This is a genomic window from Leptospira wolbachii serovar Codice str. CDC, assembly GCF_000332515.2.
GTDB lineage: Bacteria > Spirochaetota > Leptospiria > Leptospirales > Leptospiraceae > Leptospira_A > Leptospira_A wolbachii.
Genome location: NZ_AOGZ02000014.1, coordinates 1692953 through 1714031 on the forward strand (window position 1 = coordinate 1692953; position 21079 = coordinate 1714031).

A 21079-nucleotide genomic window follows, 5' to 3' on the forward strand; every position below is an offset into this window, starting at 1 on the left:
ACTCTTAAGTAGAAAGCACTCCTACTTTATTTTTTATCTTAGCCGGTTGTTTAGTCCCATGTAACAAACGTTTTTTCTCCTTTTGTTCGCGATCACGAAGAAGTCCTTCTTCTAAAACTTTCTTTGGTGGTTTTTTCAAATCCCAAACAATTCCAAACCAACTTAAGATTTTTAAAATATAATACGAAACATCGACCTCATACCAATAGAAACCTTGGTTCGCAGAAGAACAGTAATAGTGGTGGTTGTTATGCCAACCTTCTCCCATGGTAAGTAGAGCAAGCCAAAGATTGTTTTTACTTGTATCCCTAGAATCATAACGGACCGAACCATACACATGCGAAAGTGAATTAATCGTCCAAGTAGCATGTCCCAGAAAAAAAGTAGAAACTGCGTAGCCGTAGACAAGCCATCCCCAACCGCCGACCAAATAAAGTAAAACCGCATAACTTAACGGGGCGATCCAATGGTAACGATCGAGAAAACGAAGTTCCGGATACTTATAAAAATCAGGAATGAGTTTGGCTTCGTAATCATTATAATCATCTCGCAAAAACCAAAACATGTGAGAGTACCAAAACCCTTTTCGACTGGGAGAATGAATGTCCTTCTCTGTGTCAGAATACTTGTGGTGATTTCTGTGATGTGCCGCCCACCAAAGAGGACCCTTCTGCATGGACATCGCCCCAACCCAAGCCAAAACAAATTGGAAAACCCGAGAGGTTTTAAAGGAAGCGTGGGAAAAGTAACGATGGTAGGCCGCAGTGATTCCAAACATCCGAAGAAAATAGGAACCTACAGCCACCCCAACGAGAGACCAGGAAAACGGAACAGTAAAAACAGTGAGGACAGTTGCCTGAACTAAAAAGAACAAAATAAGGAAAAGTAACGGGGCCCGTTCTTTGACAATGGGCGCGACAGTAGAGGGAGAAGAATTCATTCAAGTAAACCTACACTTATTGGAGTCCCGCACTTGTGTTTGGTTGCAAAAAAATTCATTCTACTTGATTCCCGATTTGCTCATAGCACCCTGTCCATAAACCCATGTCATCGAAAATCGTTGTCCAAAAATACGGTGGAACCTCCGTTGGTGACACCACTAAAATCCAAAATGTGGCCAAACGTATCAAACGTTACCACGATGCAGGCCAAAAAGTTGCCGTTGTAGTTTCTGCAATGGGACATACTACAGACGAACTCGTCGACTTGGCTGACCAGATTTCTAAAAATCCTCCTAAACGAGAAATGGACATGTTGCTCTCCACGGGCGAACAAGTGTCGATTGCTCTTCTTGCCATCGCCTTGAATGAAGCAGGAGTTCCTGCTCAGTCCTTTACTGGCTCTCAATTAAAAATCTTAACCGATGGAAACTTCTCCAACGGAAAGATCGAAATGATTGATCGTTCTCGTATCGATGAAGCATTTAACAAAGGGAAGGTGGTGATCGTTGCCGGTTTCCAAGGAATCGATAAAGACGAAAACATTGTCACCCTTGGCCGTGGGGGAAGTGATACATCTGCTGTAGCACTTGCTGCCGCTCTTGGTGCAGATGAATGTGAAATTTATACCGACGTGGATGGTGTTTACACTGCTGACCCACGAAAAATTCCAACAGCAAAGATGCACAAACAAATTACATACGAAGAAATGTTGGAACTCGCAAGCCTTGGTGCTGGAGTCCTCCACTCTCGGAGTGTGGAATTAGGTATGAACTATAACGTGGTCATCCACGTACGATCCAGTTTCCACGACAAACCGGGAACTTTAGTGATGAGTGAGGACAAAATTATGGAAAAAATGAAAGTAAGTGGAGTCACTGCCAAAGGTGACCAAGCACGAGTGACCATTGCTGATGTAAAAGACAAACCGGGGATTGCTGCGGAGTTGTTTACCCAATTAGCAAATAAAGATGTGATTGTAGATGTCATTGTTCAATCATCACCGAGAGATGGAATCAATACCATTTCCTTTACCATTGCGAAAAAAGACCTAACAGCTGCAAAACCAATCATCGATGCTTACGCAAAAGATCATGGGAATGGAAAGGCTGAATTCGATGAAAACATCTCTATCGTTTCTGCGGTAGGTGTTGGGATGAAATCACATGTAGGTGTGGCTGCAAAAATGTTCCAATCACTTGCTGAAAAAAACATCAATATTGAAATGATTTCCACATCAGAGATTAAAATTTCCTGCGTCATTAAACAAAACCAAGCGGAAGATGCAGTAAAGGCTTTACATACCACGTTCATCGGGTAATTTTACGACCGTATGCAAAAAGGATCACGACTATCTCGAGTTTTCGTTTTGTTTTTTGCGCCGGTTATTGTCTTTAGCCTTCTATTTGCCCCTCTCATAAGTTTAAGTTCCTACGAGTCCTTAAATGCGGTTATGGCCATCGTTGGGCCCAAGTCCATTTCCAGTTTGGATTATGAAGAGGGAATCGAACGTTATAAAAACCTATCTCGATTCTTTCCTAACTACCGAAAAAAAGGATCCCTCCACGCTCAGGTCATCGATTTTTTAATCGATAGAGCAGTAGTGGACAATGTTGCCGATGAGGAATCCATCCAGGTCAATGAAAAACGGATCGAAGCAGAGATCCAAAAACGGATGGAAGCACAAGGGATCAGTGACCTAGAACAATTTAAAAAGTCAGTTCAAACCCAGTTTAATTTACCCTATGATGTTTGGTTGGAAGATTTGCCTTATCAAATCAAAAAAGGCCAACTACTCCAAATTAAAGTAAGTCCCCCACTCCCTTCAGAACAAGAAGTCCTAGCATGGTATAACAAAAACAAGGCGAAGGTGGGATCTGAGTTTAAATTTCGAGAGATTGTATTTTCTCCAGCCAATGCATCGATCGATGAAGAATCCCGAGTTTTCAATGAACTTACCGAAATCAGAAATAAATCCTTAAAAGATCCATCTTTCTTTAAACTAGTAGCTTCTGGTCCAAGAAATGAATCACGGTATCGTTTGAATGGGGGTTTGGTCAACTGGGTTCCCACTTTTGAATTATTCAAAACACATCCAACCACAGCTTCCGTATTATCTCAAGTAGGTGGTCCCGGAAAAATTTCTGAAGTCTTTCGCGATGATCGCAAACGATATTGTTTGGTTTATATTGAAGGAACGAGGCCAACTCCGCTTGATGCAGTCAGAAAAGGGATTCAAGGGTTTTTATTTAGAGAAAAGGAACAAACCTCTTTTGAAGAATGGGTTACCAATACACGCAAAAATACTTCTATTTCCATCTTTGATGCCATCTACATCAAAGAACATAACATCAGTAACCCGGAAGAAAAATACAACATAGATTGATGATGAACCGAAAGGACTATAATCCAAGTTTTGCGGTAGTCTATTTAGACTCCCAATCAATTCAGTTTTTAAATCAAAACTTTAAAGTGGAATTGTGGGAAGAGTTTGTAAATCGGTTGACCAAGGTTTTTCCTGGAATCCAAATTCATATCAATTCAAACACTCTACTTTCTGAAAAAATTCATTCCAGTTCCCTGAAAGACAAACTCAAACTCCACGATGATGTTTCCAAAGAACATGAATTCTTACTGAAACTCGGCCAACTGTTACCCGAATCACAATTCAAAGATCCTGACTGGGATGAAGTTTGTTTTCTTTATTTTACTGGGATTTCTCCTCTTCTCGACTCGCACCTAACAGAAAAAGCATGGATGCGTCATAAAAATTTCTTTAGCCAATATTCTTATTCTGAAAATTTACCACAGGGCCTCACACCCACTATCATCACACGTGAGTTTTTAACTTCGTTACCTGATACATTGGCCACCGATGTGCATTCGTTTTTTTTAAAGAATATCAATCAATATGATGTAGATATATTTTTCCAAGCACCGGACCTTCGCCAACTGCGACTCGACTTTCGTTTGGCTTCATTTCGTTCACTCACTCTCATCCAAGGATTATTATCTCTTGGAGAAGTGTTACCCTACGAAAACTTACTTCCGAAACTAAAAGAGAAACCTGAATTGTTTCGCAGTGCTCCTTCCTATCTGGAATGGGAAATTTATAAGGGCTGTGAACTAAAGTGTACATTTTGTCCGCGTGAGTTTATTGATACAACCAACGATGGAAGTTTTGTTTCTTTAGAGGATGTAAAAAATACCATTTCCAAACTCAACTCTGAGCTCTCCTCTCCCTTAACCATTAGCCTCTCTGGAAACGGCGAACCCCTCCTCCATCCAGAATTTAATTCAGTAATCACTGAAATCTTAAAACTAGAGTTATTAACAGAACTCATCATAGAAACGGCACTCTATACAAATACCGAATCATTACTTTCACTTGTTGCTAGTCTCAATCCTTCCGAAAAAGAAAAACTTTGTGTCATCGTAAATGTTACGACTTTAAAACCAGAAGTTTATAAATCCTTATATGGAAAATCAGAACTAGAGAATGTATTAAAGACAATAGACTTGCTTGCTGAGATTCTCCCGAGTAAGTCGCTGCACGTTCAAATGATCAAAATGAAAGAAGTAGAGGATGAGATTGATCCGTATTTTACATTCTTCGAGAAAAAAGGGATCAATATCATCCTTCAAAAATACAATACCTTTGCGACGCAACTACCAGAACGTAGGGTAAGTGACCTCACACCAATTCACAGAGATTATTGTTGGCATTTGGTTCGCGACTTATCTGTTTCTGTCAATGGAAACGTTTCCATTTGCAAACAAAATCAAACAGAAATCATCGGAAATTTGTATTCGGAATCGTTAAGAGATATTTGGCGAAAAGGATTGGATTTTTTTAAATATAGTTTTTCTGGTGAACACGGAAAAATTCCTGCTCCTTGTTTGAATTGTGATGAGTGGTATACTTTCAACGCGTGATTGTTTTGCCTTCATTCAGGCAAGACTAGGATCTACACGGCTTCCAAAGAAAATTCTAAAATCCATTCCAGAGGAATCAAATACTTCTGTTCTTGACCATATCCACAACCGACTTTCCACTATCTTTTCAAAAGAACAGATTGTATTTTTAGTTCCTGAAAATGATAGCGAACTTATCAATTATTTAAATACCCGAAATTACCAATACTTTGTGGGATCTGAAACAGATGTGCGGGACCGCTTTCGTAAAGCAAGTTTACAGTTTAAAGCAAAACATATCTTTCGTTTAACAGGCGATAATCCCTATATTGATTTAGAATCCATCCGCTATTTGTACGAAGCTATAACCACAATCTCCGATACCTATTACAGCCTTTCTATGGTAGGACTCCCACTGGGGATGGGTGTAGAGTGTTTTTCGGCTGAATCTTTATTCTATGAGACTGAGGGTCCAGTCCCCGAACGCCACACAGAACATGTCTCCTTACATATCAAAGAACATCCTGAGATTCACAAACAATACAGACTGCACCCACCTCATCTCAGCCATCTAGAAGAGATGAGTCTTAATTCCCTTCGTATCACTGTAGATGAATCAAAAGATTATGAACTTGTTTGTCAACTGTGGAGAGAGTTGGGAACCAAGGATGCTTTTTTTGGAGCCAAGGAAGTCATCCAACTAACAAAAGAAAATCCTGAAATTTTTTATATTAATGCCTCTGTAGACCAAGTGGTTTTCCCACTGCCCAAACTAAATCAAACAGCAAAAAAAGTGCGGATCGTTTATGGAGAACCTTCGCAGTTTGGATCAGGCCATTGGGAACGGTGTAAATCCTTGTCCTTATTTTTAGAAATCAAGGGATACAATGTAGAACTCTCGTGCGAGGCTAACACAAGTTCGCCAAACCTACCGCATATTTTGGATGTTCGGGAAAATGAATTCAAATTACCGAACCAGTTTTATATCGACAATCTCCACCATTTGCCGACAGAACCCAATTCCAGTTTCTTCTTACCCAATCCGATAACACCAAAAACCAATGTTGATACTTTCTCATATTTTAGTTCTCCACTCTCTGGGTTGGATTGGAAGGAAATCCAAGTCCCAGGACGAGTTCTTGTATATGCGGGAAACCTCAATCACGAAGATTCAAAACATATTGATACTTATTTATTACAGTTTTTAAATCAAACCTCCAGAAATACAACACCTAACATAGATTCAGTGACGCGAATTGGGGGGAAATCACCAATACAAGGAAATATAAAATACCTTCCCCGAGTGTCTTATATACAATTTTTAAAAGAAATTCAATCTTCTGAATATGTGCTGACCTATTTTGGTCAAACCATGATGGAGTCGGTTGCCAATGGGAAAAAAGTATCTTTAGTAGGGATTACTTCTATCCATGAATCTTTAGGTAAGTTTGCAGAAGAAGAAATGGGAATTCCCTACTTAGGATCTCTCACCTCTTTACCTCAAAATCAAAGTTTTCCAAAGTCTTTTCCTCATCTAAAAACAAAATTAGTTCGCGACGCTCACTTAAAAATCTTGAAATGGTTAGAATCAATTTATGAAAGCTAAAATTCAAATTCTATTGTTTGGTCTTACTCTATTTTTCTCTGTAATTTCTGTTTATTCTCAAACAGAAGACAAAGAAACCATCGAAATCAATGCAAAGATTGAATTGGAAAAAGTCAGTCGTAATATTATCAATGCACTCCGTTATGGAAGGTTTGTTTTAGCAGATACCGAATGGAAAAAAATCCAATCAGAGATTTATAAATCTTATCCTGAATATGACTATTTAAATGGAAGTTTGTTGTATTCTCGAATGGAATGGCAAGAGGCAAAAGAAAGTTTAAATAAAGCTCTTAAAAAAGAACCAAACCATGAAGCCGCTAGTTTCCTACTCGGAATGATTTATGCGCAAGAAGACAGTTGGTCTGAAGCCAAAAATACTTGGATGGAAACCAACCAAATCTCCCCTTACAATCCATTTTATCATTACAATCTGGGACTTGCTTATTATATTTTAAAAGATTATAACAATGCAATTTTATCTTTAAACAAATCCTTAGAATACAAAGCAAACTACAACGAAGCAAAATTCATTTTAGCAAAAACTTATTTAGAACTTAATGAGACTGAAAAAGCAAAAGCAGAACTTGTAACCATCTTAGAGCAAGACCCTAAACACATTCAAGCATCTCATTTGATGGGTCGTGTGGTTTATATTACAGAAAAAGATCCTAAAAAATCTCTCACTTATGTAAAAAATCCCAGACTTCTTGGATGGAGAGAGAAAAAAGTATATGCAAGATGTTATTTTGAAATTCGCAAATGGAGAGATGCTGAAAATCTACTGAGACCTATTGCCTACTCACCGTTTGCCGATGAGTACGACCAAAGTTTTTATTTGAATTTACTTTTGAATTTAGGGTATGATGAAAGGGCCAACGACTTCTTTCACTTCATTCAAAAACAATCACAGAACGAATCAAAAATTGCTGAAGCTTACAGAATGTTACTCTCTTCCCAAGAGGGAAAAGATTTACTCTATCACTACTTCAAACTTCGATATTAATTTGTTTAAGAAACGACGATATCGGTTTTGGTTTGGGTGTATTTCCACTCTACTGCCACACGGATGAGTTTTTCGTTTTCCGTAATGCTGAGTTTGGATTTGATCCGAGAACGCAAAGTTTCAATGGTGGGAGGAGCAAGACCCATATTGGCTGCAATTTCCTTCACAGGCATCCCTTCACCAATCATCAGAAACACTTCTAATTCACGATTGGAAAGTCTATCAATGGGATCCTTTTCGTCTTTTTGAGAAGCCCTGTACAAATGTCCGAGCAGTCGAGTGGCTTGCGAGGAACTTACAAAATAATCACCTTTCAGAACTGTATGGATGGCTTCTACAATTTGTGTGGTTGTGTCTTCTTTAAACACATATCCCATAGCACCCAATTTAAAGGCACGATCCACAAATGTATCATCCGTCAACATACTGATAATGATGACGGCGATATTTGGAAAAGTGGTTCTTAGACGTTTGAGTAACTGCAAACCATTTTGGTTTTGTTTGAGTTGGATATCAATTAACACCAAACTTGGTTGCAGTTTTCCTATATCATTAAATGATTTTTCAATGTTATCCGCACTCCCGATGCACTCTAAATCTTCTGATTTAGCAATTAAGTTTTGTAGTGCATCTACTACAAGAGGGTGGTCATCAACGATATAGACTTGTTTCTTCATATTTTCCGGCTCTAAGATTCTTTTAAAGCTGCGATCATCTCTTGAGTTGCTTTTTTACCATCACCAAACAACATCAAACAGTTGTCAGCAATGAAGAGTGGGTTAGGCACTCCAGCAAATCCAGGACTCAAGGAACGTTTAATCACAACTACCGTTTTTGCATTTCCAACATCCAAAATCGGCATACCGGCAATCGGTGATTTTGGATCTGTTTTTGCAAGTGGGTTAGTGACATCATTCGCACCATTGACTATCACAACATCAACATTTTCGAAAGTACTATTGATCTCGTCCATCTCTTTCAATCGATCATAAGGAATATCTGCTTCAGCAAGTAATACGTTCATATGGCCAGGCATACGACCAGCAACTGGATGAATTGCAAATGTTACATCGATACCGCGTGCAGTAAGAAGTTGGTATAAATCTCGCACAGTATGTTGCGCTTGTGCTACAGCCATACCATAACCAGGGACAATCACTACACTTCTTGCAACATCTAAGAGCATTGCCACTTCATCGGCACTGGTTGATTTGATTTTACCAGAGTAAAAATCGCCATCATCTTTCATTTCTGTAGCGACAGCCCCGAATCCACCGAATAAAACATTCGTCAAACTACGATTCATCGCTTTACACATGATTTGCGTTAGAATAATTCCAGAGGCTCCGACAAGAGATCCTGAAATGATAAGAACGTTATTATTGAGAACAAATCCTGTTGCTGAAGCTGCAATTCCTGAATAGGAGTTAAGAAGGGAAATTACAACCGGCATATCCGCCCCACCAATTGGGATCACGAGGAAGATACCAAGAAGTAAACTCACTCCACTTAAAATCCAATAAATAGATTCGTCCGTTGGTTCTAAACATCCATACACACCAAGTCCGACTGCGGTAAGACCGACTAGGATTTTTACTAGTTGGTCCCCTGGATAACGAACGGCTTTTTCTGTAATGAAACCTTGTAACTTACCGAAGGCGATAAAACTTCCAGAGAAGGTGATTCCACCAACAATCGCAGAGAAAACTATGGAAACAATCTCTTGGTAGTTGACTGCAAAAGCATACTTAGGAATAGAAAGTTGTAGTGCTGCACCGGCAACGAAAACAGAAGCAATCCCACCAAATCCATTGAGGACGGCAACGAGTTGTGGCATGGCAGTCATTTGGATTTTGATCGCTAAGATAATACCAATCACCGATCCAATAAGAACACCAACAATAATCCAATCATAAGTTAAGATGGCTTGATCAAAGAGAGTTGCCACTACGGCGATAAACATACCCAAGGCACCGAGTAAGTTTCCTCGTGATGCCGTTTTTGGGTGAGCTAATTGTTTGATTCCAACAATGAAAAGTATGGAAGCAACGAGATAAGAAAGGTTAAGAATACTGACTAGTTCCATTATTTTGGTGAATCCTTTTTCTTAAACATTCCGAGCATTCTGTGAGTCACAAGAAACCCACCTACTACGTTGATCGTAGCAAAAATAACAGAGAGAAGGCCCAAAATTTTGGTGATGTTACTTTCTTGGATTCCGGCAGCATAGAGGGCACCAATTAAGGTAATGCCGGAAATGGCGTTGGAACCCGACATAAGAGGGGTGTGGAGGATGGGAGGGATTTTTGTGATGATTTCAAATCCCACGAAGATCGCGAGAACGAAAATCGTGACGGCTGTAACAAATATTTCCATATACTAGAAGTAGTTATGGAAAAATTGGCCATTTTGGAAACAAAATTTTACATGGTTTCGCCACCTCGCTTCGCCTGGAAGGTGGTTTTCCCGAATTTTCAGGCTCTATGCCAAATTCTTCCCCTCACAACTGATGAAAAAGACTTCGAAAGAGACCAGAGAACACCAACTCTTTGTTAGTGTTACTTTTTCTCTTTGACAATACCTTTGTTTCCATCAAATTTTTTGGTAGGTCCCAACCATGAAATCATATTTAGTTTTGTTTTTTTTCTCTGCAATTGCCAAATCAGCTGGTACCACACTCGCGTTTCGCCTAGCCCGGGCACAGAACTGCCACTTCCAGAAGGGCCAAACCTACTTAGAGAAGCAGGAACTTCCTGTTTCGTTTCCCAAATAATGTTTAAAGAAGTGGGTGCCATCGATGAAAACTTTATTGGAAATTTCCCTGCCATAGATACCCAATTCATTGAAAATATCCGAACCGACTTAAAACTAAAAAATACAAACACGAGACACATTAAAGAAATTTATGGGATTCCGGAATCCTTGTCCTATCTGAAAGAACTAGAGTCACTTCGCAAAGAAAAGTCATTTGAACGTTTTAAACAAATTCAAAACTTAACAATCGACGAGCAAAATAAGAAGACTATACTGAAATATGCAGAAATAGTAGATTCAGATACATTCTTTCATTCTTCCGATAAATATCCGTTGTATCATGAAATCGAAAATTGTGACACATACTACCACTTGTTTTATTCAAAAAGAGAAAAAGACAATTACAACATCGTGTTATTCTTAGTATCTCTCGGAATCATTCCTACAGTGAACTACGAAAATCATTATTTTACAGTTTATACACGAAAGGCTTATGAAACAAAACTTACAAACATAACTTATAAATTTGGATATAGAAGGCTATTGTCATGGCTTCTATTACCTACATTTAATTTTTTTAATGAAGTAGAAAACTATAACAACGACTACCGATTTTTTGATCATACCAAAGACCAGTTTTTGTCTGCCTTAGAAAATAAACATAGCCAACCACTTCCTATCAAACGATTGAATCCGGTTTATGGCGATATACTCGGTGAAAATTACACTTCCGATTCACAACTGTTTAAAACACGCATTCCGATAGATAAACGTTTTGCTGTAATTCGTGATGGAAAATACAATGTTAGTTTTTTTGACCCCATCCATGGACTTTTTAAAATCCAAGCCATCAATGTGAATGAAAAATTAAATTCAGATATCATTACTAACGGTTTTGAAAAAACGCTAAAAACCTTTATTACAACCAATCTAGTTGATAAAATAAAGAAAAACTATCCTAAGTCTGGAATCATCCATGAAATCTATTCATCCGAATACAGGGACGGAACTTATACCTTCACATTAGAAGTTGCAAAACCAGAAGCAGGAAAGGACCAGTTCAAAAAAGAATATTATGTATTCTCTTGTTTCAAATCCCAAAGTCAAATTTATATCCTTTCCCGAAGTTTGCCAAACGAAACAAGTCGAGAAACCTTACCTAAGTTAGCAGAATCAAGTATCTTAGATTTTTATCCTCAAGTTACATTCCAATCCAAATACATTGAACCTAAACCTCTCGACTTAGACATTGCTATGACAAATGGGAGGAAACAGGGTGGTGGCGAAGAAGACGAAGTTGATAACGACGACGATGAGGATGACGAAGAAGAGGAAGAACTGGCAGGCGGCGGAGGGGGAGGTAGTGCAGCCATGGGAGAGATTGATCTCGGAGGTCTTATTTCTCTTTTAAAAGAAAGGACTCATATCCCTCGAAACAAAATGGATATCAAACCCGGACGTTTCAAATTCAATAATGCACGTTTCAATCCTCCCAAAATGAATAGTTCAAAGTTTCACTTTAAGCCTGGGCGAACCAAAAACTTTTCCAGTCCAGCCAAATGGAGAAAGTAGGTTTTGTTAAACGAAACGAGTAAATCAAGACCACTCGTTATCAAAAAAATTTAATAATATATAAGCGAGGCTTAAAGAATACTGTGTCCCTCCTACTTATACTTACTTAAAAAAGCATCGGTCGTTCCTTGTTTGAATTGGCCATCAAAACTTCCATCGGTAGATCCAGACACATATAAAGTTCCATATTTATCAGAAGAAATTCCCCTTCCATAAATAGTGGAACCACTACTTCCCGAAGTACGAATCCAAATCAGGTTTCCATTTGCATCGTATTTGGTTAGATAAGCATCTTGAAGACCACTGCGGGCGATACCATTCAAAGTGCCCGTGGTATTTCCGGTGGTATAAATATGGGATGCATTGTCTGCAAAAACTTGGCTGACATTAGTAATAGAACTTCCTCCGCCACCCAAAAGGCGAGTCCAAAGTTTATCACCTGTTACACTAAATTTTGTAAGGATCTGTACAGTTCCTCCATCTTTAATTTGACTATCAATATCTGCATTCACATCTCCGGTAAGATAAACAGATCCTTTTTTATCGACAGATAACGCACGCAAGGTAGTAGAGGCAGTTCCACCTGCTAGTCCGAGATAACGAACCCATTTGAAAGCACCATTGTTAGAATCTAAGGACAATAAATATGAATCTGTCAGTCCACCAGGAAGGTTAGTTCCTAAAAATGATCCTACACCACTAACAGTACCAGTGGCTAAAATACTCTTTGAGTAAGGATCATATTGAATTTGTTGTCCATACGCAGCAAAACTTGCCTGACCAATCAACCTAGACCATCCGAAATCTCCATTTCGATTGTATTTAATGACAAAAATGTTCCGATTGCCACCTGCAACATCGCCATTTAAATATGTTTCTTCTGTATTTCCTGTTATGAAAGCGCTGCCATCTGCATCCGTTGTGACCCCATAGCCCAAAAAATCGACTCCTGAAGGTATGATTCTTGTCCATAAGACAGTTCCAGATGGATTAAGTTTAATAAGTAAACTCCCTGTTGCACTTGCAGGAAGTTCATTAAAAGGTGCATCTGAAGTACCTACAATATAAATATCACCAAACCTATCAATGTGAGCTAATTCTGGTGCAGAAGAAGCTACTCCCAAACTTCCCATTTGTTTTAACCAAAGTAAGTTTCCTTCTCGATCATACTTTGCTAAAAAAATATCATTAAGTGATCCTGAAGATATTTTCATCTGACCAGCTAACGATCCCGAGGTAGTTCCCACAGAATATATATTTCCATTTCTTTCTGTTGCAGTTGACGACGAAAATGTATTTACTCCACCAGCACCCAAAAGCCTGGTCCATTCTTTGACACCTTGGTTGTCTTGCGGAATTTCCCAACATTCCCAATCTTCTGAAAAACAACGAAGGAATTGTGTTTTCCAAAAATCCTTTGATTGTGAATCAGATGGGTTGTTAAACGGCACAGCTTTGCATTGCAATGTAATCAAAACCATAGGAAGTAGCCAAAATCGCATTTGCATAGAAAATCCTATAAATTAAAGGTCAGGAATTTTTACAACACTCACATTGACTCACCCAAGAGAAGGATCTGTCATTCCTAATTCGGCAAATCCTTTGTTTCGAAGCAAACAGGAATCACATTTTCCGCAGGGTTTCCCACGTACAGGATCGTAACAAGAATGAGTATCTTTCAACGGAACTTGTAGTTCCAAAGCCCTTTGGATGATTTCTTTTTTGGACATTGTAAGTAGTGGTGTTTTGATTTGGATCGAATGATCCCCTGTAACACCTGTTTTAGTTCCTAAATTGACCATGGCTTGATAGGCACGAATAAACTCAGGACGGCAATCAGGATATCCCGAATAATCTAAAGCGTTCACACCAATATAAACTGAGTCGTATCCATGCCCCTCTGCCAAAGAAATGGCAAAAGATAAAAACAATATATTGCGACCTGGCACATAGGTATTGGGAATTTCAGTGGAATTAGAATCTAAAATCTTTCCTGCATTCTTTCGAACTTTCAGTTTCTTTTCAGTTAAGGAACTTCCTAAAAAAAACTCAGGATCCAATTTTTGCACTACATGAGGAATCCCCAAACGGCTTGTGATGAGTTTACTTTTTTTTAACTCAATGATGTGTTTTTGAGAATAGTTAAAAGAGATAGCAAGGATCGGAGGTTTTTTGACCTTGGGATACCCATATTCCTGTAGCGCTTCATATAAACAAGTGGTTGAATCCAAACCACCTGACAGAAGTACAACGGCTCCCTTCGACTTCGTGGACATACAAAAATCCTATTTAGGCCCTCTGTAGACACAGGAACTTGTACAGGTTTCGTAAATGGTAATTTTGTCGAGAAGAGGAAGTTTTGGTTTCAATTGGTTCCAGAGCCATACCGCAATGTTTTCGCTGGTTGGATTTTCTAAACCCACAACATCATTTAATACATAATGATCCAACTTAGCATCTAATATGGGTTTGACGAGTCCTTTCAGTTCCCCAAAGTCCATAAGCCATCCAGTATGTGGATCTATTTGACCTTTGAGTGTAACAGAAAAACGGAAACTATGGCCGTGCATCCTGCGACATTTATGCCCTTCCGGAACATTTGGTAAAAAATGGGCCGCTTCAAAACCAAAGGTTTTGGAAAGTTCAATCTCTTCCATTACTCTTCCGTCGCGTATTCCGTAAACAGTGACTTTTGGTTTCCGGCATGGTCTTGGAATTCTACAGGGTAATTGGATGTAAAACAAGCATCACAGAACCCACCACCTTTATGTCCTTCCACCGCTTTGTGCATTGTATCCAATGTTAAATAAGCAAGTGTATCTACGCGAAGATACTTTTGGATTTCATCAATACTATGGGTTGATGCGATGAGTTCCTTGTGAGTCGGAATGTCGATTCCGTAATAACAAGGGGAAACTGTAGGCGGTGCAGAAACTCTAAAATGAATTTCCTTAGCACCAGCATTCCGAATCATTTTTATGATTTTTCGGCTTGTGGTTCCGCGCATCACCGAGTCATCAATGATCACCACGCGTTTTCCATTCACTACTTCTTTCACCACATTGTATTTGATTTTGGCTCCAAAGTCCCGAATCTTTTGGTCCGGTTCAATGAAGGTTCTACCAATATAATGAGAACGTACAAGGCCACTTTGGTAAGGAATCCCAGACTCTTCACTATATCCGAGTGCTGCAATATTGGCAGAATCGGGAACAGGAATTACCACATCGGCTTCCACGGGCATAACACGCGCTAATTGGCGGCCGAGAGATTTTCTTACTTTGTAAACAGATTCTTCAAAAATATAAGAATCGGGTCTTGCAAAATAAATATATTCAAAAATACAAAGACTTGGTTTTGCTTTTGGAAACGGATAGAGAGAACGCACTCCAGTATGGTCAATCACAACCATCTCACCTGGTTCTACATCACGCACATATTCTGTTTCTGTAATGTCGAAGGCACAAGTTTCGGAAGCGAATACAATCGCCCCATCCGACCGTTTTCCCATCACAAGTGGTCGGAATCCATTGGGATCTCGAACCGCAATTAGATATCGAGGAGTTAAAACTAACAGAGAGTAAGCACCGCGAACTTGGGAGAGTGACTCACAGAGTGCCTCTAACAAATCCGTTTTATGGCTTTTTGCCATAAGGTGGACAATGACTTCCGAATCGATGGTGGTTTGGAAGATAGATCCGTCTCTTTCGAGGCGATTTCTAATATCCCAAGAGTTCACCAGGTTTCCGTTGTGTGCCAGAGCCACAGGACCTAAGTGGGATTCCACGCGGATGGGCTGAGCATTTCGTAAAAAACTAGCTCCCGTTGTGGAATACCGGTTATGGCCAATGGCCGAATCTCCAATGAGCTCTTTGATCTTCGGTTGAGTGAAGATATTTGCCACGAGACCCATATTGGCATACCGGTATAAGTGAGATCCATCGGTTGTGACGATCCCACTGGACTCCTGGCCTCGGTGTTGCATTGAGTACAAACCTAGGTAGGTAAAATTAGCAGCTTCCTTGCTATTGTAGATGCCGAATATGGCACATTCTTCTTTTGGTTTGTCAGATTGGAGAATCATTGTTAGAATGACAATTGCAGTATTTCCAAAATCCCAATTAGATGCAAATCAATTCCAACTATATTCTCGTTGATACAGCAAAAGCTTTGGATTTAGCTCTGATTAATCTCAGACAGTCCAAAATCATGTCGATCGACACCGAGTCCTCCGGTTATTACACGTACTACCCCAAAGTTTGTCTCATTCAGATCAATTCTAATGGCAAAAATTACCTGATTGACCCCCTAAAAATCACAAATTTGTCAGCTTTGGGTCCTTTGTTCGAAGATCCGAACATTCTCAAAATCTTCCATTCAGCACAAGATGACATCAAAGCTCTGAAAAGAGACTTTGGGTTTAAGTTTGTGAACACAGCAGATACGATGATCAGTTCTCGTTTGTTGTCACTGGAACAAAGTTCTTTGTCATTTGTTGTGGAACATTATCATAAAGTTACACTTTCTAAAGTAGAACAAAAGTCTAACTGGGAACTTCGTCCTCTTCAAAAACAACAACTCAAGTATGCAGCACTCGATACTGCATATTTAGAATCCATTTGGTTAAAAATGGAAGAAGAACTCAAACGCAGAACTCTCTACGAGGAAGCAAAGTCAGAATTCGAATTCATTGCATCCGAAGAGTATGTAGCAAAGGAAGGAGAAGGTTTTTCTCTTGGAAAATTTCCTGACATTCTCAATTTTACTCCACTAGAAAGAAGAAAGATTTTAGAACTCCTTCGTTATCGTGATGAAAAAGCAAAACGAATCAACAAAGCTAGTTTTAGAGTTTTTAATAACGATAGACTCTCACAAGCTGTGAGAGAACAACCTAATGAAGAAAAATGTGTTGAATGGTTTGGTAAAAAAGATGGAACAGAAATCTTTAAACTACTCATTGCGGAATATAGCGATCCTATCGACACATCAGAACTTTCGAAACGTCATGGTGAAGATTTAAACGAAGACGAAAATCACAAATTCGGGAATGCCAAAAAATGGCGACTTCGTATTATGCGCGCTAGACGAATGGAACATTCACTTCTTCCATCAAACAAACAGCTGATTAGCATTTTGCGCGCTGGACCTAAAGACTTAGAGGAACTAAAAGCATTACATGTATTTTCTGATTGGAAGGTACAAAACTATGGGCCGAGTTTGCTTGCTGCCATCCAAGGATTATCTTTCGATTCGATGATCAACCGTTTGGTGGCCATAAGATCCAAAGAAGCATTTGTTGCCAAACGAAGGAAAAATCAAAACTCGAAAGACGAGGGTTAATGTTACCCTACCAATCTTTTGTCGAAAAACTCTCTAAGGACTTCGATGAACTTCCCGACACACCAGAAATCAAATCTGGTGTCATCTTTCCACTTTTTGGATCCAAAGAATCTGCAGAAGGAATCATCCTTACCGAACGTTCGAAAAATCTTAAATCCCACCCAGGCCAGATCTCCTTTCCTGGAGGAGTGAAAGAAGAGGAAGATCCCAATCTCCTTGTCACAGCCCTTCGAGAATGGGAAGAAGAGATGGGAGTCCACCGTTCCACTCTCAAAGTTTTAGGAAAACTAGAAGGCCTGCATACAAGGACGGGTTTCCATATCACACCGTTTTTGGCCAGTTATGAAGGAGATTTTTCTTTTTATCACAATACGGCCGAAGTGGACCGGGTTATTCTTCTTCCGTTTTCCGATCTTTGGACAAGACCTTTTTATGCCATTCAAGTTCCTGGTAGGGAGCATTTTGCGTATTATTTTGATCTAGGTGACGGCCTCCTTTGGGGTGCCACTTGTGAACTCATTTTGCGTTTCCTCCGGGAACATTCTTCTTTCGACAGAACTCCCCTCATAGTCAAACCGAACCTCCTCAAACCTCCGTTTTTAGACCCCAAATCCCTCTAAGGTCAAATTCGGTTTTCGCCGATGTTGTACAGGTGCGAAAACAAAATCGAAACCAAGGACTGCGATTCACTCATTTTTTTGTCATCGTAAGTTGTATTTTGTTTTTTCTTTCTTATTTTCCCCTTCCTGCACAAATACAACCTAACAAACGATATGTGTTTATACTTGATGCTAGTGGCTCCATGTCTGAAAAATGGGATGGCAAAACCCGGATGGCCGTTGCCAAAGAAAAATTATTACAAGTACTCGGCGGACTTCCAAAAGATGTGAGTGTTGGGCTTGTTGCTTATGGAAACAGAATCGCTGGTTGTTCTTCTGCTCGTTTGTATCATCCCATCCAACGAGGGGCGGCTTCGGTTGTGAGTCAAAAAATCTCCTCCATTGTCCCCGCAGGATCCACACCCATCGCACAAACTTTGAGTGTTGTGGGAGAATACCTTTTGAATGATGTGCAAGAAACAGAAATTATATTTATCTCCGATGGAGTCGAAAGTTGTGATGGAGATCCAAAATCCGTCCTTTACCAACTGAAAAGTTCTGGAAAAAAATTTCGTTTGCAAGTCTTGGGAATTGATATTGATCCGAAGGGGGAAGAAGATCTAAAAAGACTTTCGATACTGGGGGATGGGAATTATTATCCTTTGAAACGTCCCGAAGATTATGATTCTTCTTTTAAACGAATCTTTTTTGCACAAGAACCAGAACCGGTAACTCTTTCCCATTCAGAATCGCAAAGCCCTCTCCCCACACAAAACCAAATCAAAATTCTCAATATCCTACCCTACGAAGAGGGATCAGAATCCGGTTACATTCTAAATTACGAATACAGAGCTACAGCCAATACTTCCTATATGGTGCAATTGTATCTCTATCCCGCAGAAGAAAAGTTACGAAGTTTTCCAGTTCCTCCACTTCGCGAAAGACGAATGGGAGACTTAACCAAACACCAGATCGAATTCCAATTGGGGTCCGAAGGAAAAGGACGTTGGGTCTTTCGCTTGCCGACTGGAAAACGAATGCGTGCCTCCGCCGAACTCTGGGATATGACGGGTGTTCCGAAAATTCTTGCCCTATCAGAAGAAAAACCCGTTCAGTAGAACCCGGGTTTCGACCGAAACTGATAGTAATGAGACAGAATTCGACAGATTGGCAATTTTGGAAACGGGCCCTTTTCGCTATAGGAATCCTAATCTCTATGGGAATTTTGCCCCTAACCGCAGATCGTTCGGTAAGTCAAATTTTTGCAAATGAACGCACCAAACAAGGTGACCTTCTTTTCCAAAAAGCAAAAGAATTTTTGGAAGATAGGAACCACTACCGATCCGTAGAATCCTGCAAAAGTTTTTTATTACTCTACCCAAGCCATCCCAAAACACGAGAGGTTCGGAAGGTTTTAAGTTCCAACTACCGCATGACGGGAGATATTTTAGCTCTTGCCGAAAACGAACTCAAAATTTATAAAGAATTTCCCAATACAGAAGAAGGTCTCGAATCGTACTTAATTTCCGGCAAAGCTTTTGTCCGTATGGGCCGGGAAGATAAAGCTTATCAGATTTTTCAGGACATTATCAAAAATACGTATTCTAGCAAAATAGCACAAGAAGCGGAATTAGAACTGACTCAGATGGAAATTCTGGGTGAGAGTAAAAATAAGTAATTTTTACGAAAATATTGCCCTAGGGATCTCCGATAATAAACTAGGCACGTTGAGCAAAAAGGGTTCAGAGATTTAAGAATGTCGTTTTTTCAAATGGTTACTTTCCCGGCGAACTCCTACATTATTGTAGAGGGGAAAAAGGATGCGAACAATTTCTATATCATCCGTGAGGGTAAAGTACGTGTCACTCGTGAGACTGCTGTTGTTGGAGAAGATCCCAACCAAGTTTTAGGGCCAGGTGACTTTTTTGGTGTAGTTGCCGCCATGAGTCAACATCCTCAAATTGAATCCGCTACCTCGCTTACAAATGTATCTTTAATTTCTGTTAGTTATGACCAATTTGGAACCTTAATCCAAAAGTCTACCGCTGTTGCAATGAATATCATTCGTTTCTTCTCCATGAAGTTACGACAATTTGATACAACCATCACTCGATTGTCCTTCCGAAATGCAGTCGAAGAAGATCCAAACGAACTTTTCAAAATTGGCGAATACTATTTCCAACAGCAAAATACCTCACATGCCTCCTTTGCATACCAAAGTTATTTAAAACACCTTCCCAATGGACAGTTTGTACCGCAGGCTAAGTTGCGATTACAAACCATGAACCAACCGTTTCAAGCGGCTGCCATTGATTACACTAAGTTCAATCGAAACTACAAAGATAGTGAGATGATCTTTTGCGAACACGAACCAGGTAAGGAACTTTTCATATTACAAAGTGGAAAGGTAAAGATTTCAAAAATCGTAAACCAAAACGAAGTGATGCTCGCTGTTCTCCAAGCAGGGGACATCTTTGGAGAGATGGCCATTCTTGATAACAAACCTCGCTCTGCTTCTGCGGTGGCAGCTGGGGATGTCGAACTACTTGCCATCAACAAAGCCAACTTTGAAGGAATGGTAAAAGCCCAACCACAATTGGCAACAAGGCTCATTACTTTACTATCCGAAAGGATTTGGATTGCCTACAAACAATTAGCAAACTTACTTCTAAAAGACCCACAAGGTCGTATCGTAGATACACTCATGACTCTGGCAGAAAAGAACAGGATCAAAGTGACTCCCAAACAAGCATACAATTTTGAAATTGGAACCAAGGACCTTCTGAAAATGGTGGGTCTTACCGATCCAAAAGATGAACTCATCATTTCCGATATCATGAAGAATAATAAATTTATTCGTATGGATATGGGAAAAATTGTTTGTTCAGACATGGCAGAGCTAGAAAAACTCGTCCAATTCTATCATAAAAAGGCTAACATGGAGAATAAGCTGAAGAAGTTGAAATAACTTCTTGCCAACTTTCCTCTCCTGACTTACGTTAGAGGCCAAAGAAATATGAGTGATAAGATACTAGTAGAAGAAAAGGGAAACACGATCCGTGTTCGCTTTATGGATCAGATTCTGGATGGAAATGCACCGGAACTCCGAGAAATTTTAGCAGAAATCCTAGAAAAGAACGTTCAAGAAATCTATTTGGATTTGGAAAAGGTAGTGATTGTAAGTTCTCTCGGGATCTCTCGCCTACTTTCTTTCAAAAACAAAGCAGATGAAAAGAAAATGACAGTGAAGATTGTCAACATCCAAGAAAAATTAAAAGAAACTTTGAAGAAGTTAATGTTGGATCAGTTTTTTGGTCTCTAGACCAAAAAACGATCCACTCTGTTTCTATCC

Annotated in this window: 20 protein-coding genes; 12 read left to right on the forward strand and 8 right to left on the reverse strand. The window is 39.6% G+C overall.

What is annotated here, in order from left to right:
* Nucleotides 1–4: 4 nt before the first annotated feature.
* On the reverse strand, nucleotides 5–940 hold the full coding sequence (locus LEP1GSC195_RS13350; protein WP_015681456.1) for an acyl-CoA desaturase: 936 nt from the start codon (nucleotides 938–940) through the stop codon (nucleotides 5–7).
* 104 nt (nucleotides 941–1044) lie between these two features.
* Between LEP1GSC195_RS13350 and LEP1GSC195_RS13355 the strand changes: the two genes are divergently transcribed.
* The 5 genes from LEP1GSC195_RS13355 to LEP1GSC195_RS13375 are packed head-to-tail and all read left to right on the forward strand — an operon-like array spanning nucleotide 1045 to nucleotide 7462.
* A complete protein-coding gene (locus LEP1GSC195_RS13355) occupies nucleotides 1045–2259 on the forward strand; it encodes an aspartate kinase (protein ID WP_015682031.1) in 1215 nt (404 codons plus the stop codon).
* Nucleotides 2260–2271: 12 nt separating this feature from the next.
* On the forward strand, nucleotides 2272–3324 hold the full coding sequence (locus LEP1GSC195_RS13360) for a putative peptidyl-prolyl cis-trans isomerase (RefSeq protein WP_040506730.1): 1053 nt from the start codon (nucleotides 2272–2274) through the stop codon (nucleotides 3322–3324).
* Nucleotides 3324–4874, forward strand: a complete 1551-nt coding sequence (locus LEP1GSC195_RS13365) for a spiro-SPASM protein (protein WP_040506732.1) — start codon at nucleotides 3324–3326, stop codon at nucleotides 4872–4874. Before LEP1GSC195_RS13360 ends, LEP1GSC195_RS13365 begins: the two co-directional genes overlap by 1 nt.
* Nucleotides 4849–6459, forward strand: coding sequence for a cytidylyltransferase domain-containing protein (locus tag LEP1GSC195_RS13370; RefSeq protein ID WP_015682276.1), 1611 nt, complete (start codon nucleotides 4849–4851; stop codon nucleotides 6457–6459). Before LEP1GSC195_RS13365 ends, LEP1GSC195_RS13370 begins: the two co-directional genes overlap by 26 nt.
* A complete protein-coding gene (locus LEP1GSC195_RS13375) occupies nucleotides 6449–7462 on the forward strand; it encodes a tetratricopeptide repeat protein (RefSeq protein ID WP_015680664.1) in 1014 nt (337 codons plus the stop codon). The genes LEP1GSC195_RS13370 and LEP1GSC195_RS13375 overlap by 11 nt, the downstream gene beginning before the upstream one ends.
* A gap of 5 nt (nucleotides 7463–7467) precedes the next feature.
* On the opposite strand, the gene LEP1GSC195_RS13380 is transcribed toward LEP1GSC195_RS13375, so the two are convergent.
* Genes LEP1GSC195_RS13380 through LEP1GSC195_RS13390 form a run of 3 tightly spaced genes read right to left on the reverse strand, consistent with a single transcriptional unit; the run spans nucleotide 7468 to nucleotide 9838 of the window.
* Complete coding sequence (locus LEP1GSC195_RS13380) at nucleotides 7468–8139, reverse strand: response regulator transcription factor (RefSeq protein WP_015680883.1); 672 nt, start codon at nucleotides 8137–8139, stop codon at nucleotides 7468–7470.
* 11 nt (nucleotides 8140–8150) lie between these two features.
* The gene (locus LEP1GSC195_RS13385; protein ID WP_015681385.1) at nucleotides 8151–9548 is read right to left on the reverse strand and encodes an NAD(P)(+) transhydrogenase (Re/Si-specific) subunit beta; all 1398 of its coding nucleotides are present in this window, start codon (nucleotides 9546–9548) and stop codon (nucleotides 8151–8153) included.
* Nucleotides 9548–9838 carry an NAD(P) transhydrogenase subunit alpha gene (locus LEP1GSC195_RS13390; RefSeq protein ID WP_039925846.1) on the reverse strand — a complete coding sequence of 97 codons (291 nt, stop codon included), beginning with the start codon at nucleotides 9836–9838 and terminating at the stop codon, nucleotides 9548–9550. The genes LEP1GSC195_RS13385 and LEP1GSC195_RS13390 overlap by 1 nt, the downstream gene beginning before the upstream one ends.
* Nucleotides 9839–10045: 207 nt before the next feature.
* Between LEP1GSC195_RS13390 and LEP1GSC195_RS13395 the strand changes: the two genes are divergently transcribed.
* Nucleotides 10046–11788, forward strand: coding sequence for a hypothetical protein (locus LEP1GSC195_RS13395; RefSeq protein WP_232227792.1), 1743 nt, complete (start codon nucleotides 10046–10048; stop codon nucleotides 11786–11788).
* A 92-nt stretch (nucleotides 11789–11880) separates the two neighbouring features.
* Here LEP1GSC195_RS13395 and LEP1GSC195_RS13400 read toward each other — a convergent pair whose 3' ends face one another.
* From LEP1GSC195_RS13400 to purF, 4 genes are read right to left on the reverse strand one after another with little or no spacing between them, the layout of a single operon-like run.
* The gene (locus tag LEP1GSC195_RS13400) at nucleotides 11881–13296 is read right to left on the reverse strand and encodes an SBBP repeat-containing protein (RefSeq protein ID WP_015681351.1); all 1416 of its coding nucleotides are present in this window, start codon (nucleotides 13294–13296) and stop codon (nucleotides 11881–11883) included.
* A gap of 51 nt (nucleotides 13297–13347) precedes the next feature.
* The gene (queC, locus tag LEP1GSC195_RS13405) at nucleotides 13348–14064 is read right to left on the reverse strand and encodes a 7-cyano-7-deazaguanine synthase QueC (RefSeq protein ID WP_015680854.1); all 717 of its coding nucleotides are present in this window, start codon (nucleotides 14062–14064) and stop codon (nucleotides 13348–13350) included.
* A 9-nt stretch (nucleotides 14065–14073) separates the two neighbouring features.
* Nucleotides 14074–14445 carry a 6-carboxytetrahydropterin synthase QueD gene (gene queD, locus LEP1GSC195_RS13410; RefSeq protein WP_015682722.1) on the reverse strand — a complete coding sequence of 124 codons (372 nt, stop codon included), beginning with the start codon at nucleotides 14443–14445 and terminating at the stop codon, nucleotides 14074–14076.
* Complete coding sequence (purF, locus tag LEP1GSC195_RS13415; protein WP_040506733.1) at nucleotides 14445–15872, reverse strand: amidophosphoribosyltransferase; 1428 nt, start codon at nucleotides 15870–15872, stop codon at nucleotides 14445–14447. Before purF ends, queD begins: the two co-directional genes overlap by 1 nt.
* Nucleotides 15873–15913: 41 nt before the next feature.
* Here purF and LEP1GSC195_RS13420 point away from each other — a divergent pair, with 41 nt between their 5' ends.
* The 6 genes from LEP1GSC195_RS13420 (at nucleotide 15914) to LEP1GSC195_RS13445 (ending at nucleotide 21049) form a co-directional block, all read left to right on the forward strand.
* Complete coding sequence (locus tag LEP1GSC195_RS13420; protein WP_040506735.1) at nucleotides 15914–17128, forward strand: ribonuclease D; 1215 nt, start codon at nucleotides 15914–15916, stop codon at nucleotides 17126–17128.
* Nucleotides 17128–17748: an NUDIX hydrolase gene (locus tag LEP1GSC195_RS13425; RefSeq protein ID WP_015682425.1), complete on the forward strand. Its 621-nt coding sequence runs from the start codon at nucleotides 17128–17130 to the stop codon at nucleotides 17746–17748. Before LEP1GSC195_RS13420 ends, LEP1GSC195_RS13425 begins: the two co-directional genes overlap by 1 nt.
* Before the next feature lie 32 nt (nucleotides 17749–17780).
* Nucleotides 17781–18845, forward strand: coding sequence for a vWA domain-containing protein (locus tag LEP1GSC195_RS13430; protein WP_015681743.1), 1065 nt, complete (start codon nucleotides 17781–17783; stop codon nucleotides 18843–18845).
* A 29-nt stretch (nucleotides 18846–18874) separates the two neighbouring features.
* Nucleotides 18875–19405, forward strand: coding sequence for a tetratricopeptide repeat protein (locus tag LEP1GSC195_RS13435; RefSeq protein WP_040506736.1), 531 nt, complete (start codon nucleotides 18875–18877; stop codon nucleotides 19403–19405).
* 78 nt (nucleotides 19406–19483) lie between these two features.
* A complete protein-coding gene (locus LEP1GSC195_RS13440) occupies nucleotides 19484–20695 on the forward strand; it encodes a Crp/Fnr family transcriptional regulator (RefSeq protein ID WP_040506738.1) in 1212 nt (403 codons plus the stop codon).
* A 48-nt stretch (nucleotides 20696–20743) separates the two neighbouring features.
* Nucleotides 20744–21049, forward strand: a complete 306-nt coding sequence (locus LEP1GSC195_RS13445; RefSeq protein WP_002972217.1) for an STAS domain-containing protein — start codon at nucleotides 20744–20746, stop codon at nucleotides 21047–21049.
* The last annotated feature ends 30 nt before the right edge of the window (nucleotides 21050–21079 follow it).

Bases quoted from the DNA above. Each gene is read 5' to 3' on its own strand.
- LEP1GSC195_RS13445 (WP_002972217.1), top strand. From the start codon at position 20,744: ATGAGTGATAAGATACTAGTAGAAGAAAAGGGAAACACGATCCGTGTT.
- LEP1GSC195_RS13380 (WP_015680883.1), bottom strand. From the start codon at position 8,139: ATGAAGAAACAAGTCTATATCGTTGATGACCACCCTCTTGTAGTAGAT.
- LEP1GSC195_RS13370 (WP_015682276.1), top strand. From the start codon at position 4,849: ATGAGTGGTATACTTTCAACGCGTGATTGTTTTGCCTTCATTCAGGCA.
- LEP1GSC195_RS13350 (WP_015681456.1), bottom strand. From the start codon at position 940: ATGAATTCTTCTCCCTCTACTGTCGCGCCCATTGTCAAAGAACGGGCC.
- LEP1GSC195_RS13435 (WP_040506736.1), top strand. From the start codon at position 18,875: ATGAGACAGAATTCGACAGATTGGCAATTTTGGAAACGGGCCCTTTTC.
- LEP1GSC195_RS13420 (WP_040506735.1), top strand. From the start codon at position 15,914: ATGCAAATCAATTCCAACTATATTCTCGTTGATACAGCAAAAGCTTTG.
- LEP1GSC195_RS13440 (WP_040506738.1), top strand. From the start codon at position 19,484: ATGTCGTTTTTTCAAATGGTTACTTTCCCGGCGAACTCCTACATTATT.
- queC (WP_015680854.1), bottom strand. From the start codon at position 14,064: ATGTCCACGAAGTCGAAGGGAGCCGTTGTACTTCTGTCAGGTGGTTTG.
- LEP1GSC195_RS13355 (WP_015682031.1), top strand. From the start codon at position 1,045: ATGTCATCGAAAATCGTTGTCCAAAAATACGGTGGAACCTCCGTTGGT.
- LEP1GSC195_RS13400 (WP_015681351.1), bottom strand. From the start codon at position 13,296: ATGCAAATGCGATTTTGGCTACTTCCTATGGTTTTGATTACATTGCAA.
- LEP1GSC195_RS13390 (WP_039925846.1), bottom strand. From the start codon at position 9,838: ATGGAAATATTTGTTACAGCCGTCACGATTTTCGTTCTCGCGATCTTC.
- LEP1GSC195_RS13365 (WP_040506732.1), top strand. From the start codon at position 3,324: ATGATGAACCGAAAGGACTATAATCCAAGTTTTGCGGTAGTCTATTTA.
- purF (WP_040506733.1), bottom strand. From the start codon at position 15,872: ATGATTCTCCAATCTGACAAACCAAAAGAAGAATGTGCCATATTCGGC.
- LEP1GSC195_RS13360 (WP_040506730.1), top strand. From the start codon at position 2,272: ATGCAAAAAGGATCACGACTATCTCGAGTTTTCGTTTTGTTTTTTGCG.
- LEP1GSC195_RS13375 (WP_015680664.1), top strand. From the start codon at position 6,449: ATGAAAGCTAAAATTCAAATTCTATTGTTTGGTCTTACTCTATTTTTC.
- LEP1GSC195_RS13425 (WP_015682425.1), top strand. From the start codon at position 17,128: ATGTTACCCTACCAATCTTTTGTCGAAAAACTCTCTAAGGACTTCGAT.
- LEP1GSC195_RS13385 (WP_015681385.1), bottom strand. From the start codon at position 9,548: ATGGAACTAGTCAGTATTCTTAACCTTTCTTATCTCGTTGCTTCCATA.
- queD (WP_015682722.1), bottom strand. From the start codon at position 14,445: ATGGAAGAGATTGAACTTTCCAAAACCTTTGGTTTTGAAGCGGCCCAT.